Raw genomic sequence first — 17,008 nt, 5'->3', positions numbered from 1 at the left:
GGCTGGAGCGAGCCCGGAAGCAGGTGCTTGAGGCCCAACGCGGCCAAGGTATGACCGAGACCCCAAACCCCGTGCCGGCAGCGTCGTCGGAGCAGTCCGTGCGGGCCATCAGCAAGATCACCGTTCCCGACCCGCACGTGATGGTCAGGCTGCTCGGGGCCGGCGACGAGATCCTCAAGCTCGTCGAGCGGTCGGTGCGCAGTGACGTGCACGTGCGGGGCAACGAGATCACCATCACCGGCGAGGCCGCGGACAACGCCCTGGCCGAGCGCATCTTCAGCGAGTTGATCGAGCTGGTTCGCAAGGGGGAGATCCTGACCCCGGACAACGTCCGGCGCACCGTCGGGATGCTGCAGCAGAACACCGCCGAGCGTCCGGCCGAGGTGCTGACGCTCAACATCCTCTCCCGCCGCGGGCGCACGATCCGGCCGAAGACGCTGGGGCAGAAGCGTTACGTCGACGCGATCGACCAGCATACGGTCGTGTTCGGCATCGGGCCCGCCGGCACCGGCAAGACCTACCTGGCCATGGCCAAGGCCGTGCAGACCCTGCAGGCCAAGCAGGTCAACCGGATCATCCTGACCCGCCCGGCGGTCGAGGCCGGCGAGCGGCTCGGGTTTCTGCCCGGGACGCTCTACGACAAGATCGACCCGTATCTGCGCCCGCTCTACGACGCCCTGCACGACATGATCGATCCCGAGTCCATCCCGAAGCTGATGGCCGCCGGGACGATCGAGGTGGCGCCGCTGGCGTACATGCGCGGCCGGACCCTCAACGACGCCTTCATCATCCTTGACGAGGCCCAGAACACCACGCCCGAGCAGATGAAGATGTTCCTGACCCGGCTCGGCTTCGGTTCGAAGATCGTCGTCACCGGTGACGTGACGCAGGTCGACCTCCCCGGGGGGACCCGCTCGGGGCTGCGGGTCGTCCGTGAGATCCTCGACGGCGTCGAGGATGTTCACTTCGCCCTGCTCGGCAGCGCCGATGTCGTGCGCCACCGGCTGGTCAGTGAGATCGTCGACGCCTACGCCCGCTGGGACGAAGCGCAAGAGGCTCAGCAGCCGGTGCGCGCCGTCCCGGACCGAGCCGCACAGGGCGGCCGGCCCGGGCGACGCAGATAGCCACGGGAGCTTTGTTGTCCATCGAGATCGCCAACGAGTCCGGCGTCGACGTCAACTCCGACACCATTCTCGCGGTGGCCCGGCACGCACTCGACGAAATGGGCGTGAACCCGCTCGCCGAGCTGTCGATCCTGTGCGTCGACGTGGAGTACATGACCGAGCTCAACCACCGGTGGATGGACGGCGAGGGCCCCACCGACGTGCTGGCCTTCCCCATGGACGAAGGTAGCGTCGACCACGGCCCCGGCGAGGGCTCCGGCGAGCCGGCGCTGCTCGGCGACATCGTGCTCTGCCCGGAGGTGGCCGCCAAGCAGGCCGCCGCCGCCGGGCACGCCGCGATCGACGAGCTGGCGCTGCTGACCGTCCACGGCATTCTGCACCTGCTCGGATACGACCACGCCGAGCCCGAGGAGGAGGCCGAGATGTTCGGCCTGCAGGCCCGGCTCCTGGAGAGCTGGCGAAAGTCGTGACTGACGGTTGTGAACGACTACCGAGGGCCGTGGACCGGTGAGTGACGTCACGCTCCTGACCACGGTTGCGGGGCTGGTCGTACTCGCGGGCCTGTTCGCGATGACCGACGCGGCGCTCAACGTGGTTTCCCCGGCGCGCGCGCACGAGCTGGCCCGCGAGGGCAAGCCCGGGGCCGGCGCGCTGGAGGTGGTCGCCGCCGACCCCGCGCGTTACATCAACCTCCTGCTCCTGCTGCGCCTGCTGTGCGAGCTGACCGCCACCACGCTGGTGGCCCTGATGACCGCCGCGGCCGTCGGCGGTCACCGGGACTGGCTCGCCGCCCTCATCACCGCCGGGGTCATGACGGTGATCAGCTTCGTCGTCGTGGGGGTCGCGCCGCGGACGATGGGGCGCCAGCACGCCTATCACGTGGCCCGCTTCGCCGCTCCGCCGGTGCGCTGGCTCGGCACGGCGCTGGGCCCGCTCGCCCGGCTGCTGATCCTCATCGGCAACGCGGTGACCCCCGGCAAGGGGTACCGCGAGGGCCCCTTCGCCACCACCATCGAGCTGCGCGAGCTCGTCGACCTCGCCGAGCAGCGCGGCGTCGTCGAGCACGGCGAGCGCGACATGATCCACTCGGTCTTCGCCCTCGGCACCACGATCGCCCGCGAGGTCATGGTCCCCCGCACCGAGATGGTCTGGATCGAGGCGCACAAGACCGTCCGCCAGGGCTTGATGCTCGCGATGCGCAGCGGCTTCTCGCGGATCCCCGTCGTCGGCGAGAACGTCGACGACGTGCTCGGGATCGTGTACCTCAAGGACCTCGTCCGGCGCACCGCGGGCAACGAGATCGGCGCCGCCGAGATGCCCGTCGCCCAGGTCATGCGCGACGCCACGTTCGTGCCCGAGTCCAAGCCCGTCGACGACCTCCTGCGCGAGATGCAGGCCGCGCGCACCCACATGGCGGTGATCATCGACGAGTACGGCGGAACGGCCGGGCTCGTCACCATCGAGGACATCCTCGAGGAGATCGTCGGGGAGATCACCGACGAGTACGACGTGGGCGAGCGCCCGCCGATCGAGGAGCTGCCCGACGGTTCCGTACGCGTGACGAGCCGCCTGCCCATCGAGGACCTCGGCGAGCTCTTCGGCGTCGAGCTGCCCGCCGACGAGGTCGAGACCGTCGCCGGCCTGCTCGCCCAGGCCCTGGGCCGCGTCCCGATCCCGGGCGCCACCGCCGTCGTCGGCGGCCTGGTCCTCGTCGCCGAGGGCACGGCCGGCCGGCGCAACCGCATCGACACCCTGCTGGTCCGGCGCTCCGAGCCCGAGGACGAGGAGCCGGCCGGCCACGAGAGCGAGAGGCAGCACGCCGATGCCTGATCTGTCCGCCGAAGACGCGAAGCTGGTGACCCTGGCCCGGGCGGCCCGGGGGCGCATCGGGGCCGTGGAGGGCGCCGCCGTCCGCGACCAGGACGGCCGCACCTACAACGCGGCGACCGTGGCGCTGCCGTCCGTGTCGCTGAGCGCGCTGCAGCTGGCGGTGGCGTCCGCCGTGTCCTCAGGCGCGACGAAGCTGGAGGCGGCCGCGGTGGTCACGGAGGCCTCGACGCTGGACGCGCTGGGCCGCGCGGCGGTCCGTGATGTGTCCCCCGCCGCGCCGATCCACCTGGCCGGCCCGGACGCAAAGGTCTTCGACACCATCGGCGACTAAACTTTAGTTTTAACCTGTGATCTTGGGTTTTGTTGCTGTTGGTTCGTCCGTTGCGGGCTTCTTCTTCCCGACGGGGTAGTGGGTTCGTGGTGGTCGGGTGCTGCCGGTGGGGCGGCCGGGTCCGGGGGCGGTGAATTTTGGTCTACCGGCCGGGGTGCCCAGGTGTCGGCGTAGTTGGCCGAAACCCCGCCGGACCCTGCCCGGGGTGATCGGTGTACCGGTTGGGATCGGTTGCTGCCAGGGCCGGCGCAGATCGGTGGTGAGGGTCCTGGCCAGCCGAAGCTGGGTGTGCGCGGCTATGATCAGCCAGGTCCAGCGCTGCGCCTGCTGCGGGGTGCGGATCTGCGGTGCGGTCCAGCCGAGGGTCTGCTTGAGCAGCCGAAACGTGTGTTCCAGATCGAACCGGCGCAGGTACGTTTTCCACAGCAGGTCCAGGTCGAACCCGGTGCCGGGCGGTGCGGTGTGCCACAGCCACACATCGTCTGGCTTACGGTTGCCGGGGAGGTGCTCGACCTGGATGCGGATGACCGTGCCGGGCACGATCGGTAACACACCGGCGAAGTCGGTCCAGCCGGCCTGCCTGCCCAGCTTCTGGTGCAGTCCATGCCAGGCACTGACCTGCACCTGACCATAGCGTGGACTCTGTGCGGACAACCGCTCATCGGCTGGTGGCAGCGACGCGGGCGTGGACAGTTCGAACCGGTCGCCGTGCCGGCGTGGCCGCCCCGGCCGGCCGTCGACCCGTCCGGCGTAGCCCGGCGCGGCGTAGAACACCCGGTCGCTGCGGACCCGGCCGAGCACCTGCACCCGCGCGCCGCGGGTGCCGAGGAGGTAGCTGATCCTGGTCAGGTCGTAGCCGGAGTCGAACACGAATATCGGGGCGGGCCGCCCCACCAACATGCCGGCCGTGTCCAGCCGCGCGGACACCTCGGCGACCTGCTCGACCGTGACCAGGGTCGGGTCGTCGTGCGGGCCGATCCGTACCGCGTCCAACAGCGTCGTCCACGACGAGGCGCCCCACTGCAGGCCGGCAGCGAACGAGAACGGCCACCCCGGGATCGTCTTACGGGCCCCGTCGCAGCGGCAGGCGGTGTAGCAGTGACACCGTTCCGGGGAAGTTTCCGCGTCCGGACGCGGCCACGACGACACATCCACCGCGATCTTCACCGGCCCGTCGTCCAGACCGTCCCACGAACCGGCAATCAGCTCGCGCAGCGCCGCAACATCGATCACCCCGCAGGCCAGGGCGTCGTACAACGCCCCATGACCCCGCCGGAACGCCTTCTCCAGCGACAGCTCCACCAGCGAACCCACCGGCCCCTGCGCGGTGAGCACCGCATCGACCAGTTCGAACAGGGCATCCGCACGCCTGCCGAAACACCGGTACAGCGCCGCCCGCCACGCGATCAGCCCGGCACGACACACCACCGGCTCAGCCGCGACCACCGCCCGCAAACCTGGCATAGTAGGCCCCACGGCCACCCCACATCCTTCGAAGCTTCAGCACTCCGAATGATCACGGGTGGCCGTACCCATGTCCTTACGACACACCGAAACCGGCCCAAAAGATCAAAGACCTCTGAACCGACCGGTTAAAACTAAAGCTAAAAGCGATCGGCGATAGGCGTCCTGCCAGCGTCTCCCGCCCGCGGTGCGGCAGGGGGGTGAGGGCCCGCCGCGACGAGGCGTGATCTTGACCAGTTCCAGCTGGGGCGTGATGAGTCGCGGCGCGTCAACGCCCGATTTATCGGCCGAAAGGTCCAGCCGTCGGTCGGCGTGGACAAAATGCGGATAAGAGGCCGCGCGAATAGGCCAAGATCATGGGCGGGGCGTTTGTCCCATCGGTACAGGGTTCACGTCTGCCGGATTGGGCTATGTGGCGTGGTGATGGTGTCGGCGAGGTGAAGGAACGCGTTGATGACGTGTGCTGTGCGTTGGTAGCAGCGTTGCGGGCGGTTGGTGGTGTTGTGTGAGGAGTTCGTGCGCTCGACGTGCCATTTCCGGCTGGTCTGGCTGGGTGCTTTGTCGCCGTTTGTGGGTGGTTTCGCCGGCCGGGGTTCGGGCGGCCGGAACCTCGTGGGTGGCCGCCGAGTCGTCGCCGGTGTCCAGATGCGCCGTCACCTGCTCGGGCGGCGGACCGGACGCGTCCGGTGTGTCGGGGGTTGGCCCCAGTAGCAGTGGTGGATCGTGTCGGTTCGCGCCGGCCGGGACCCGGTCCTGAGGGATCCCTGTACCTCGACCGTGCTGGGGCGTTTTATCCCATGTTTGCCCCGGTTGGCCGGGGGGCGGCCGGGGGCCTCACCGCCGCCGGGAGCTTTGGTGGTGCATCCGTCCATGGCGATGTCCTCTCGGGCCGGGCTGACAATCTGTTGACCTCACATGGGCGGCGTTCGATGAGGCCTGCCACGGCGGGGGCGTCGGTGTTGTCGAGCTGTTTTGTCGTCTGCCTTTGGTCCAGGTTTTCTGCGTCAAGCACCACGACGTCGGGGCGGGGTATTGCAGTGACCCGGCGCGGTGATCGGGTGCCCGTGTATTCGGCGTGTTCGTGGCCGATGACCCAGCTTCCGTCGCGTTGGGTGGCAAGCCTCGACGCGGAGTGTGCGTGCACCATTTGACATTTCCGTCGGCCGTTCGGGGCGGCGGGTCGGGCTGGATTCTGGGAGAATGAATGCATGGGGCAGCTGCAATTGTTTTGCAAGTCTGAATTGGCTGCCATGCGTGACCGGACCAGGTCGCGTCGTTATTCCGCGGCGAATGAGGAGTTCCGTCGGGAACATGCCCGGCATCGCGCGTGGGGTCTCGCTCAACGACACGCCGAGAAACTCCGCCGAATACGCGCGAGCACCCCGCCGGCAAGCGTGGCTGCCGACGGCCGGGAAGACGCAGTGAACGAACCAGCCACCCCGGCTCCCGCCACAGCCACGGCCCCGGCTCCCGCCACAGCCACGGCCCCGGCTCCCGCCACAGCCACAGCCACGGCCCCGGCTCCCGCCACAGCCACAGCCACAGCCACGGCCCCGGCTCCCGCCACGGCCCCGACCTCGGCGCCACGCACGGCCACGACCCTCGCCCCGGCCTCGGCGCCACGCACGACCCCGGCATGGCCCAGCCACAACCCCGGCACCGCGCGTGGCCATGGCCACGGCCACGGCGCGGCCGCCGACCAAGGCCCCAGCCGGGACCTCGGCACCGCCGGCCAAGGACAGGGCCTCGGCACGCCACCGGCCGAAACACCGCCACCGGCCCAAGCACCGCCAGCGGCCGAAGCACCGCCAGCGGCCGAAACACCGCCGCCGGTCGAAGCGTCCGCGCGGCCCGGACCGCCCCGCGATCGATGCCGGCTCGGACGACCACGCCGCAGTGCGGCACCCGACGTATGGCGCCGGTCAACCCGGCCCCGCCTTGCAGCGCCGGGCCGCACCCACTGCATCAGTGCCATCCCGCCGGCCCGTCGGTGCGGCGCGGGCACGCCCGGGAGAATCCGCGCCGGCCCGCTGACACGACACTGCGAAGTAATACCGGCGAGTATCAGCGCCTGCCGGCACATGAGAACTGTTCCCGGGAAATCTCACGCACGAAATCCGTCCAGCCCTATCCCAACGGACCACCGACCAGCATTTCCGAGCGCCGTAAGAACGACGACGACGCACGAGGCACGTGCGTCGACCGTGTCCCTCACAATGGGTGGCGCGAAGCTGCGCCGGTGCAAGAAGCTGCAGCAGTGCGTTGCGGCTCCGCTCGTCTTAATTTTATGGCCGGTGGTGCATCCTTTGCATCCGCTGGGCTGTCACCGTCCGCGGGTGGCGGATCGGTTGGTGTTCGAGAAGTTCCGGAACCGGCGTGACGAGTGGATCGCTTTGGGTGTGTTCAAACAACTCAACATGATCGTTTTGGGGCTTACGACCGGATTGTCGGCCCGGCCCGGGAGGACATCGCCGTAGACGGATGCATCACCAAGGCTCCTGGCGGCGGTGAGGTCCCCGGCCGGTCCCCGGCCGACCGGGGCAAACATGGGATAAAACGCCCCAGCACGGTCGAGGGTACAGGGATCCCTCTGGATCGGGTCCCGGCCAGCGCGAACCGACACGATCCACCACAGCTGCTGGGGCCAACCCCCGACACACTCGACGCGTCCGGTCCGCTGCCCGAGCAGGTGATGGCGCATCTGGGACACCGGCGACGACTCGGCGGTCACCCGCGAGGTTCCGGCTGCCCGGAACCCTGAACGGCGAAATCACCCACAACGGCGACAAAGCACCCATCCAGGCCAGCCGGAGATGGCACGTCGAGCGGACGAACTCCTCGCACAACGCCACCAACCGCCTGCAACGCTGCTACCAACGCAGAGCACGCGTCATCAACGCGTTCCTTGACCTCGCCGACACCATCACCACGCCACATAGCCCGATCCGGCAGGCGTGAACCCTGTACCGGTGGGACAAGCGCCCCGCCCGCCGCCCATGATCTTGACCTATATGCGCGGCCTCTAAGTCCGAAATGTCGGGCGCCTCGGCGCCCGACATTTTGTCGGATCGCTCAGGTGGTCAGGGTCGGGACGACCGGGTTCGGGATCGCCCCGCCGAAGCGGCGGTCGCGCTTGGCGTAGACCTCGCAGGCGTACCACAGGTGGCGGCGGTCGAAGTCGGGCCACAGGGTGTCGACGGAGACGAACTCGGCGTACGCGGCCTGCCAGATCATGAAGTTCGACGTGCGCATCTCGCCCGAGCTGCGGATCATCAGGTCGACGTCCGGGAGGTCGGGCTCGTCCAGGTACCGCGCGAAGGTCTTCTCTGTGATGCGGTCGGCCTTCAGCCGGCCGGCCTTCACGTCCGCGGCGATGCGCGCCGCGGCGTCGGCGACCTCGGCCCGGCCGCCGTAGTTGACGCACATTGTGAACGTCAGCTTGTCGTTGTGGCGGGTGAGCTGCTCCGCGTACTCCAGCTCGCTGATCACCGAGCGCCAGAGCCGGGGGCGGCGGCCGGCCCAGCGGACCCGGATGCCCATCGCGTGGAACTCGTCGCGGCGGCGGTGGATCGTGTCGCGGTTGAAGTTCATCAGGAAGCGGACCTCGTCGGGGGAGCGCTTCCAGTTCTCGGTCGAGAACGCGTACGCGCTGATGTACTTGACGCCGAGTTCCAGGGCGCCCTCGATCACGTCGAAGAGGGCAGCCTCGCCGGCGGTGTGGCCGGCGGTGCGGGGCAGGCCGCGCTGCTTCGCCCAGCGGCCGTTGCCGTCCATGATGATCGCCACGTGCTGTGGTACGGCCTCCTTCGGCAGCGCCGGCGGACGGGCACCGCTCGGGTGCGCCGACGGCGGGCGGAAGTCCCTGCTCACGAGCGTTCCTTTCCAGAGGAGGGGAGGGAGCGCGACGGGCGCTCCCCGGCGACGTCGTCGTCGGAAGCGGAGCGTGGGCGCAGCGGGCGCGCCTCGCGGTCGACCAGCGGCAGCGAGCGCAGCGAGCGCTCCAGGTGCCACTGCAGGTGGGCCGCCACCAGGCCGCTCGCCTCGCGCTGGTGGCTCGGGGCCGCGGCGTCGGCCACGGCCCAGTCGCCCACGGTCAGCGCCGACATCAGCTCGATCGTGGCCGGGGCGGGGTGGGCGGCGCCCGGCGGGCGGCAGTCGGGGCAGACCGCGCCGCCGGCCGGGACGGAGAAGCCGCGGTGCGGGCCGGGGGTGCCGCAGACGGCGCACTCGCGCAGCGCCGGGGCCCAGCCGGCGGTGCTCATGGCGCGCAGCAGGTACGCGTCCAGCACCAGGCCCCCGGCGTGCTCGGCCACGGCCAGCGCGCGCAGGGCGCCCAGGGTCAGCTGGAACAGGCGCAGCGAGGGCTCCTGCTCGACGGGCGTGAGCCGCTCGGCGGTCTCGGCGATGGCGCTGGCCAGCGTGTATCGCGAGTAGTCCGCCAGGAACCGCCGGCCGAAGAGGTCCACGCCCTCCACCTGGCTGATCACGTCGAGGCTGCGACCCTCCAGCAGCTGCACGTCGACGTGCCCGAACGGCTCCAGGCGCCCGCCGAACTTCGAGGTGGTGCGGCGCACGCCCTTCGCCACGGCGCGGATGCGGCCGTGGTGGCGCGTGAACAGGGTGATGATCCGGTCGGACTCGCCCAGCTTCTGCACCCGCAGCACGACGGCGTCGTCCCGATAGAGCTTCCCCTTGAAGCCGGATCCACCGGACATCAGCGAGTTCCCGGCGAAGGCCTGAGGAAAACAGTCATCAGAAGCCCAGGCGGCGCAGCTGCTTCGGGTCGCGCTGCCAATCCTTGGCCACGCGCACGTGCAGGTCCAGGTAGACGCGGCCGCCGAGGAGGTCCTCGATCTCGCGGCGGGCCCGGGTGCCGACCTCCTTGAGCCGGCTCGCCTGGTGGCCGATGACGATCGCCTTCTGGCTGGGGCGCTCGACGTAGATGTCGGCATAGACGCGGGTGAGGCCGTTCTCCTCGGACAGTACTTCCTCGACGAGCACGGCGATCGAGTGGGGCAGCTCGTCGCGGACGCCGTCGAGGGCCGCCTCGCGGATCAGCTCAGCCATGAGGACCTGCTCGGGCTCGTCGGTGAGCATGCCGTCCGGGTACAGCTGGGGCGAGCGCGGCAGGTGCGAGATCATCACGTCGACCAGGGTCGAGACCTGCTCGCCGGAGACGGCGCTGACCGGGACGATGTCGGCGAACTCGCCGAGCTCCTGCACCGCCAGCAGGCGCTTGGCCAGCGTCGCCCGGTCGACCAGGTCGACCTTGGTCACGATCGCCACCAGGGTCGCCTTGAGCTCGGCGATTTCGCCGCTGATGAACCGGTCGCCGCGGCCGATCTCCTCGTCGGCCGGCAGGCACAGGCCGATCACGTCGACCTCGCTCCACGTCGAGCGCACCAGGTCGTTGAGGCGCTCGCCGAGCAGCGTGCGGGGGCGGTGCAGGCCGGGGGTGTCGACGAGGACCAGCTGAGAGTCCGGCCGGTGTACGACACCGCGCACCGTGTGCCGAGTCGTCTGCGGCTTCGGTGACGTGATGGCGATCTTCTGGCCGACGATCGCGTTGGTCAGCGTCGACTTGCCAGCGTTGGGTCGGCCGACGAAGCAGGCGAAGCCCGCACGGTACTCACTGTGCTGCACAACGCTTCAGGGTACTCAGACTTCCAGCCGCAACTGGCGGGGGCGCTGTGAAGGTGTCGTGAGCTTGCCCGCGACGGGCTTCGGGGGAGCGGTGGCGACCTGCAGTTCGACGCTGCCCTCGACCAGTCCCCGGCCCGCCGTGCGCAGCACGATCCGGCCCGGCATGAGCCGCGACAGCGACGTCGGCACGGAGCTACGCTGCTCCGTTGCGAGCACGAGGTGTACGCCGACCCCGTTCCCGCCCGCCGCCACCGCCGTGAGCACCTCGTTGAGCAACGCGTCGTGCCCGTCGACCAGCACCAGGACCCGGGCGCCGTCGTGCTCGTCCAGCGCGGCCCGCTCGGCGACCAGCTTCTCGATCGTGCCGAGCAGCTTCGCGGCGGCCTTCACGTCGGTGGCGTCGACGCGGTACACGCGCAGCTTCGCCCCGTCGTACCGCCGCTCGAACGCGGCCGCGACGGTGTCCAGCAGCGTCGACTTGCCGGCCCCGGTCGGGCCGTAGACCAGCAGGTGCCCGAGCTCGTCGAGGTCGAGCGGCCACACCTGCACGGCCTGTGAGTTGGGCAGGTCCACCATCCCGATCGCCGCCGCGAACGCGTCCCGCGCTGATTCGGGCAGGTCGGGAATTTCCGAAATTTCGTAGGTGGGGGCGAGTGGCGCGTGCCACGCCTTCGGCTGGTCCGGGACGCGGGCCTCGCGGTGAGCGGCGGAGATGGCCGCGACGAGGCGCTGGAGATCGGTGACCTCGCCGTTGTCCGGGATGGGCTCGCGGTGAGCGGTCGGGTTGGATGAACCGGATTTATCGGAAATGTCCGAACCGAGCCGGGCGGCGGTCGAGGCGGCGCGGGAGGCGTCGCCGGGAGCGGTTGCGGCGGCGCGGGAGCCGGCCGAGGTCGCGGTGGAGGAGGCGGCTGAGGCGGTGCGGGAGTTGGCCGAGGTCGCGGTGCCGGGGGCGGTTGTGGCGGTGCGGGAGTTGGCTGGGGTCGCGGTGCCGGGGGCGGTTGTGGCGGTGCGGGAGTTGGCTGGGGTCGCGGTAGAGGAGGTGGTTGAGGCGTATCTGGCGGTGACGGTCGGGGTGGAGGCGGCGGTGCGGGGCTCGGGGGTGCGCGGGGTGGCGTCGGGGCCGGGGTCCAGCGGGGGGACCGGGGTGTGCAGGCCGGACTCGAAGCGCCATTCGGTGACGATTGTCGGGCCGGCGGAGCGGTCGGACGGGGAGCGGGCGCCGCCGTAGGCGATCTGGACCGCGTCCGGGTCCGAGGTTACCGTCCGGACGAAGGCGCGGCCGGGCAGCAGGGGGGACAGGTGGGCCGCGTCCGGGCGTTCCAGGACCTCCAGGCTGTCCTGCTCCTCCTCGACCCGCAGGGCGATGCGCAGCGGCGCCTCGGCGCGCAGGTCGTCGTCGACGGCGCCGTGCGGGTAGGCCGTGGACAGCAGCAGGTGGACGCCGGCCGGGCGGCCGCGCCGGGCCAGTTCCCGCAGGCCGGTGACGAACTCGGCGGGCGCGGCGGTGAACTCGGCGACGACGATGAGCAGGTTCGCCGGGGCCGCGGCCGGGTGGCGGCGCTCCATCTCCACGATGTCCTTCACCGAGTGCCGGCGCAGGACCGCCTCCCGGCGGCGGACCTCGGCGCCGAGGGAGACCAGGACGCGGCGGGCGAGGTATCCGTCGTCGCCGGTGAACACCCCGACCGTGTGGGGCAGCTCGGTGCACTCGGCGAACGTGGCGCCGCCGTTGTCGACGAGCACGAAGGTGAGGCGGTTGGCCGGGTACGTCGCGGCGAGCGCGGTCAGGTAGGAGCGCAGCAGCCAGGCGCGGCCGGAGCCGGGCGCCCCGGCGATGATGCCGTTGGGCCCGTCGCGGCGCAGGTCGACCACGAGCGGGCCGGTGCCGCCGAAGCCGATCGGGGCGGCCAGGCCGCGGTCGCGGGTCGAGGGGACCCAGCGCTTCACGATCGCGCTCGGGGCTGGCTCTCCGCCGAGGCCGAGCACCTCGCCGAGCGGGGCCATGCGCGGTGCCGCCCCGCCGGCCGCGTCGCGGTTGGCGGCCAGGGCGTGTGCGACCCGGTCGGCGACCGCCGCGCCGATGCCGTCGCCGGACAGCGCGACCACCCCGGCCGGCAGGTCCTCGGGCGTCTCGGCGCCGGTGACCAGGCTGATCCCGCCCCGGGGGCCGTCCTCGACGAGGCGGGCGAGCGACTCACGGGGTACGGAATCGGGGTCTGGAAGCACCACCACCACGTGCGGCGAGAACTGCTCGGCGATCGCGTGCCGGCCCAGCCGGCGCTGCCGCAGCAGGGCCTCGACCAGGGCGAGGACCCGGCGCCGGTCGTCGTCGGCGGCGGCGACCGTGCGGGCGCCGGGCGCGAAGGCGGCGGTCAGGGTGCGGGTGTGCGGCAGCCAGCCGGTCCACGTCCAGTGCTCGGCCTCCTCGGGCGTGGCCAGCACCACCAGGGCCAGGTCGTTCGGGCCGGCGAGGGTCGCCAGCTGCACCACCCACGAGCGCAGCACCGCCCGGCGGGTCCCGGCGTCCCCGGCGGCGCCCAGCGCCCCGAGCGCGCGCAGGTCGGCCTCGACGGGCACGTCGGGGTCGGTCGCGTAGCGCTGCCGCAGGGCGCTGATCCGATCGGTGTGCGTGGGGTCGAACTCGCCGGTGGTCGGCGCCTGCTCGAAGCGCAGCCGGCTGGGCTGGTCGGCGGTGGCGATCCGCAGCGTGAGGAAGTCCCGGTCGTCGGGGCGGCGGGCCGGCTTCTCCTGCCGGTCGGCGGCCCGGGCCAGGTGGGCCACGCTGGGCGACTCGGCCCGCCGCGCCTGGATCACGGCGCGGTGCTTGATCGCCGCGTCCGCCTCCGCGCGCTCCATGGCGGCCGCGAACTCGGCGGCCGGATCGGCCGGACGGCGCCGCAGGGTGAGGCGGCGGCGTTTGGGCGGCTGCGGTACGACCGGAAGCCACACCGCCGGCGGCGGCCCCTTGGGCGCGGGCGCGTCCGCGGGCACCTCCTCGACCGTGATCAGGGTCGCCCCGAGGCGCAGCAACTGTCCGCCGGTCAGCGTCGCGGTCCCGGTCAGCGGCTCGCCGTTGAGGCGGGTGCCCCCGGGGGAGCGCAGGTCCGTGGCGGCCACCTCGTGGCTGCCGATGCCCAGGTGCAGGTGGCGGCGGCCGGCCGTGGTGTCGGTGAGCACGAGGTCGCTCGCGGGGCCGGTGCCGATGACGAACTCGCCCGGGGCCAGCGGCACCCAGATCCCGGCGTCCGGGCCGGCCAGGACCAGCAGCTCGAAGCGTTGCCCCTCGACGCGGGCCGGCCGCTGCGGGCGCTGCTCCGGCGGGGCCAGCAGCACCGTGTCGCCGCAGCGCAGCCCCTGGTCGCCGAGGGGGCGGTTGGGGTCGAGGCGGCGGCCGGTGCGCAGCAGCCAGGCCCACGTCGTCTGCTGCGGCCGCTCGGCCGGGTCGAGCAGGCCCAGCAGCGCGGTGATCAGGTCCGGTACGGCGCCGCCCGGGTCGGCCCGCAGCCGGACCATCCGATCCAGCGTCGCGGCCGAGTCTCGCCTCGCCACTCGCACGTCGATCAGCAGGTCCATCGACCGGCCCCTTTCTTTCCCGCGCGGCATCGTCCATCGTCTTTGCCCAGAAAGCCTGGTGGCGGGGCGGACGCGCTGCAGGGCTTCCGCCCTCGACAGTAAGCGCCGCAACGCCGAGTGGATCGCATCGACGCGCGCCAGGATTTCGTGCTATACGCGAGTAAAACGGGCGGAACGGTGCATGGGTTACCCTCGTGGACCACGACGGTGCGAGTCGCGATGTGGTCCGGCCCCCGGAACGGCTCCACCGCGCGGCCCGACGCGGTGGAGGTCGACGAGCCGCCCTGCGCCCACTACCACCGCCGCGGCAGCTACTCCTCTTCCTTCGCGATGTCCCCGAGGGCGATCAGGAGCTCGCGCAGGCGGTCCGCGGCCTCGGCCACGAGCGCCTCCGGCACCGGGGCGAACAGCCGCGCCTGGGCGGCGGTGACCGCCCGCACGATCCGCTCGGCCGTGGCGACCCCGCGCTCGCTCAGCCGCACCCAGGCGACCCGGGCGTCGGCGGCGTCGGCGGCGCGCTCGATCAGCCCGCCCTGCTGCAGCCGGCGCAGCACGTTGCTGATCCCGCCGGAGGTCAGCAGCAGCCCGGCGGCGAGCTCGGAGGGCTTGAGCGCATAGGGCGGGCCGGCTCGGCGCAGCGCCGAGAGCACGTCGAACTCGGCCGGGGTGAGGCCCAGGGCCGCGGTCTCGTCGCGCACGGCCTCCTGCAGCCGCCCGGCGAGGCGGTGCACGCGCTTGCCCAGCTCCATCGACGGGCCGACGACGTCGGGCAGCTGCTCGCGCCACTCGCCGACGACGGCGTCGATCTGGTCCCTGGGCATGGGTACGACATTAGTAGGGCCCGCCGGGAAAACCCGGCGGGCCCGTTGTTCAGCGTTGGTTCAGTGATCGGCGCAGCAGGGCCGGTTGTTCGGCGGCTCGAAGGGGACCAGCACGCCGTTGCGGGCGAACTGGGTCACCAGTGTCAGGACGCCGTCGCGCCAGATCGGGCGGACGAAGTCCCGCGTGTCGACGAGCATCTCCGGCACCGCCCGCATGCCGCCCAGGATGACGACCTGCTCGATCGCGGACCCGGCCACGATGGCCGAGACCGGGATCGTGCCCTTCAGCCCGGCGGAGCCTTCGAACAGCACCTGGCGGGCCCCCTCCGGGGGCTGCTCCGCCTCGGCACCGACGTTGACCTGGCCGCCGGCGAAGTACGTGAACGCGGGGCGGCCTTCCGTCAGGATGTGATGGTCGGCCGCCTGGACGTCGGGAAACTGCATTACCGGGGCAGGACCCAGATCGGGTTCGCGTAGAACCAGAGGTCCTTCCACGGGTCGGCGTCGCCGAGCACGTCGATCGCCGGGCCGGCCGGGTCGATCGCCGCGCCGAGGTAGCCCGGGGCGGTGCGGTTGCCGTCGGTGCCGCGCAGGCGGACGTAGAACGGCTGGTCGGCCACGCCCAGGTCGTAGGTGAACGACACGGTGCCGGTGGACTTGTTGACCTCGAAGGACTTCACGACCTTCGTGTTCGGGGCCTTGAACGTGTCCTGGTCGGACACGGCGCCCTTCACGTCGCCGCGGATGACGTCGACACGGGCCAGCTTCGGCACGAAGTTCGCCCAGTTCGCCTTGTCCGCCAGGTTGATCCTGATGACCAGCTCGGCGCGCTGGCCGCGGCGCAGCACCAGCGAGTCGCCCAGCGTGACGCCGACCGGCGAGCCCTTGACGCGCACCTGCACGTCGAGGCCGCTGATCAGGCCGCCGTGGTCGACCCAGACGCGCCCGGCGCGCATTCCGTCCATGACCGCCGCGTAGCTGAAGTTGCGCGAGCCGACGTGGGTGCGGCTGTAGTAGCCGGGCCAGAAGTCACCGGGGGTGAGGTTGACCGGCTGACCGTACACCGGGTCGAAGTGGTAGCCGTTGGTGTTGAAGTCCGTGTTGTCGGGGCGCTTGGCCGTCTCCTCGTAGACGACGTGCGAGTCCGAGTTCGCGGTGATCCACCACGCCTTGCCCTCGGCCAGGAGGCTGTCCCAGAGGCCGCCGACGGTCGAGGTCATCCAGTCGAAGCCGCCCCAGGTGCGGTAGCTCTCCGGCGGGTAGGCGGGGAACGACTTGGCGTTGGGGGCGTTCTCGTAGTAGCCACGGCCGCCGCCGCCACCGTTGGGCTTGGCGATGCCCGCGGCCTGGTGGCCGGGCGCGCCCTCGAAGCCGATCGCGATCCGCGGGTTGGCGTCGCGCCAGCCGCGGATCTCGTGCGGCGAGTCGATGCCGTTGCGGGCCGGGTGGTTGGCCAGGAACAGCGCGTCCTGGACCCGCCGCTTGGTGACCTGGTCGCCGAGGAACTTGATGCCGGCGATGGCCAGCGCCTCGGTCACGTTGGCCGGGTTGACCGCGCCCTGGACCGTGCCGTCGAAGGTGTTCTCGAACTCCTTGAGGACCGCGACCTCGTTGGCGCCCGGGTGCACGAAGACGGTGCCGTGCTCCGCGGCCGGGATGTTCCACTCCAGGCCCTGGAAGACCAGCATGTCCTTGTAGTCGTCGCGGGCTTCCCGGATGAGCGGGTTGACCTTGTCGACGCCGATCTTCGAGTGCTGGACGGTGCCGTGGTCGGTGATGACCATCCAGTCCAGGCCGAAGGCGGAGGCGTGCTTCACGTGGTCGTCGACCCGGTACATGCCGTCGCTGGAGAACTGGGTGTGGATGTGGTGGTCGCCCGCCAGCCACTTGTAGTTGTTGGACGTCGGACGGTTGTGGCCGTGGCGGTTCCAGCCGTCGAAGTCGTGGTTGTCGTCCTCGCCGTGCGCGTGCGCGATCCCGGCGTTGGCCAGCGCACCGCCCGCGGCGGCGGCCGCGCCGAGCAGGCCGGCGCGGCGCAGGAACCCGCGGCGGGAGACGTCGCCGGGGGAGAGCTCGCTGTCCGGGATCGAGGCGTCGAGCACCGCGGGGACGTCCCCGGCGGCCTGTGGCATGTCGTCGTGGTGATGGTGGTGGCCGTGGCCCATGAAGGCTCCTTGCAGGTTCGATGGTCCTCACGGCCGACCCTCGACGCCGAAACC

At 71.4% G+C, this 17,008-nt stretch carries 12 protein-coding genes and 1 pseudogene; 5 read left to right on the top strand and 8 right to left on the bottom strand.

Annotation, left to right across the window (positions count from 1 at the left end):
• Positions 1-50 precede the first annotated feature (50 nt).
• The 4 genes from ACQPY0_RS50910 to ACQPY0_RS50895 are packed head-to-tail and all read left to right on the top strand — an operon-like array spanning position 51 to position 3,285.
• On the top strand, positions 51-1,124 hold the full coding sequence (locus tag ACQPY0_RS50910) for a PhoH family protein (RefSeq protein WP_432978458.1): 1,074 nt from the start codon (positions 51-53) through the stop codon (positions 1,122-1,124).
• Positions 1,125-1,138: 14 nt separating this feature from the next.
• Positions 1,139-1,594, top strand: a complete 456-nt coding sequence (gene ybeY, locus ACQPY0_RS50905) for an rRNA maturation RNase YbeY (protein WP_432978455.1) — start codon at positions 1,139-1,141, stop codon at positions 1,592-1,594.
• 37 nt (positions 1,595-1,631) lie between these two features.
• A complete protein-coding gene (locus ACQPY0_RS50900; RefSeq protein WP_432978453.1) occupies positions 1,632-2,954 on the top strand; it encodes a hemolysin family protein in 1,323 nt (440 codons plus the stop codon).
• Positions 2,947-3,285: a cytidine deaminase gene (locus ACQPY0_RS50895; protein ID WP_432978450.1), complete on the top strand. Its 339-nt coding sequence runs from the start codon at positions 2,947-2,949 to the stop codon at positions 3,283-3,285. The genes ACQPY0_RS50900 and ACQPY0_RS50895 overlap by 8 nt, the downstream gene beginning before the upstream one ends.
• 9 nt (positions 3,286-3,294) lie before the next feature.
• Here ACQPY0_RS50895 and ACQPY0_RS50890 read toward each other — a convergent pair whose 3' ends face one another.
• Positions 3,295-4,731: an NF041680 family putative transposase gene (locus tag ACQPY0_RS50890; RefSeq protein ID WP_432995309.1), complete on the bottom strand. Its 1,437-nt coding sequence runs from the start codon at positions 4,729-4,731 to the stop codon at positions 3,295-3,297.
• 2,249 nt (positions 4,732-6,980) lie between these two features.
• Here ACQPY0_RS50890 and ACQPY0_RS50885 point away from each other — a divergent pair.
• A pseudogene (locus tag ACQPY0_RS50885) lies at positions 6,981-7,707 on the top strand (IS5/IS1182 family transposase).
• 114 nt (positions 7,708-7,821) lie between these two features.
• On the opposite strand, the gene ACQPY0_RS50880 reads toward ACQPY0_RS50885, so the two are convergent.
• The 7 genes from ACQPY0_RS50880 to ACQPY0_RS50850 form a co-directional block, all read right to left on the bottom strand.
• Complete coding sequence (locus tag ACQPY0_RS50880) at positions 7,822-8,619, bottom strand: isoprenyl transferase (protein WP_432978447.1); 798 nt, start codon at positions 8,617-8,619, stop codon at positions 7,822-7,824.
• On the bottom strand, positions 8,616-9,464 hold the full coding sequence (gene recO / locus ACQPY0_RS50875; RefSeq protein ID WP_432978444.1) for a DNA repair protein RecO: 849 nt from the start codon (positions 9,462-9,464) through the stop codon (positions 8,616-8,618). The genes ACQPY0_RS50880 and recO overlap by 4 nt, the downstream gene beginning before the upstream one ends.
• Before the next feature lie 37 nt (positions 9,465-9,501).
• Positions 9,502-10,392: a GTPase Era gene (gene era, locus ACQPY0_RS50870; RefSeq protein WP_432978441.1), complete on the bottom strand. Its 891-nt coding sequence runs from the start codon at positions 10,390-10,392 to the stop codon at positions 9,502-9,504.
• A 15-nt stretch (positions 10,393-10,407) separates the two neighbouring features.
• Positions 10,408-13,968, bottom strand: coding sequence for an FtsK/SpoIIIE domain-containing protein (locus ACQPY0_RS50865; protein ID WP_432978438.1), 3,561 nt, complete (start codon positions 13,966-13,968; stop codon positions 10,408-10,410).
• Between the two features lie 311 nt (positions 13,969-14,279).
• Complete coding sequence (locus tag ACQPY0_RS50860; protein WP_432978435.1) at positions 14,280-14,789, bottom strand: MarR family winged helix-turn-helix transcriptional regulator; 510 nt, start codon at positions 14,787-14,789, stop codon at positions 14,280-14,282.
• Between the two features lie 60 nt (positions 14,790-14,849).
• A complete protein-coding gene (locus tag ACQPY0_RS50855) occupies positions 14,850-15,233 on the bottom strand; it encodes a hypothetical protein (RefSeq protein WP_432978432.1) in 384 nt (127 codons plus the stop codon).
• Positions 15,233-16,954, bottom strand: a complete 1,722-nt coding sequence (locus ACQPY0_RS50850; RefSeq protein ID WP_432978426.1) for a PHP domain-containing protein — start codon at positions 16,952-16,954, stop codon at positions 15,233-15,235. Before ACQPY0_RS50850 ends, ACQPY0_RS50855 begins: the two co-directional genes overlap by 1 nt.
• Positions 16,955-17,008: the final 54 nt, after the last annotated feature.

This window comes from Dactylosporangium sp. CA-233914, from assembly GCF_050942935.1.
Classification (GTDB): Bacteria; Actinomycetota; Actinomycetes; order Mycobacteriales; family Micromonosporaceae; genus Dactylosporangium.
Note: the sequence above shows the minus strand (reverse complement) of the source record. Positions and strands in the feature narration are given on the sequence as shown.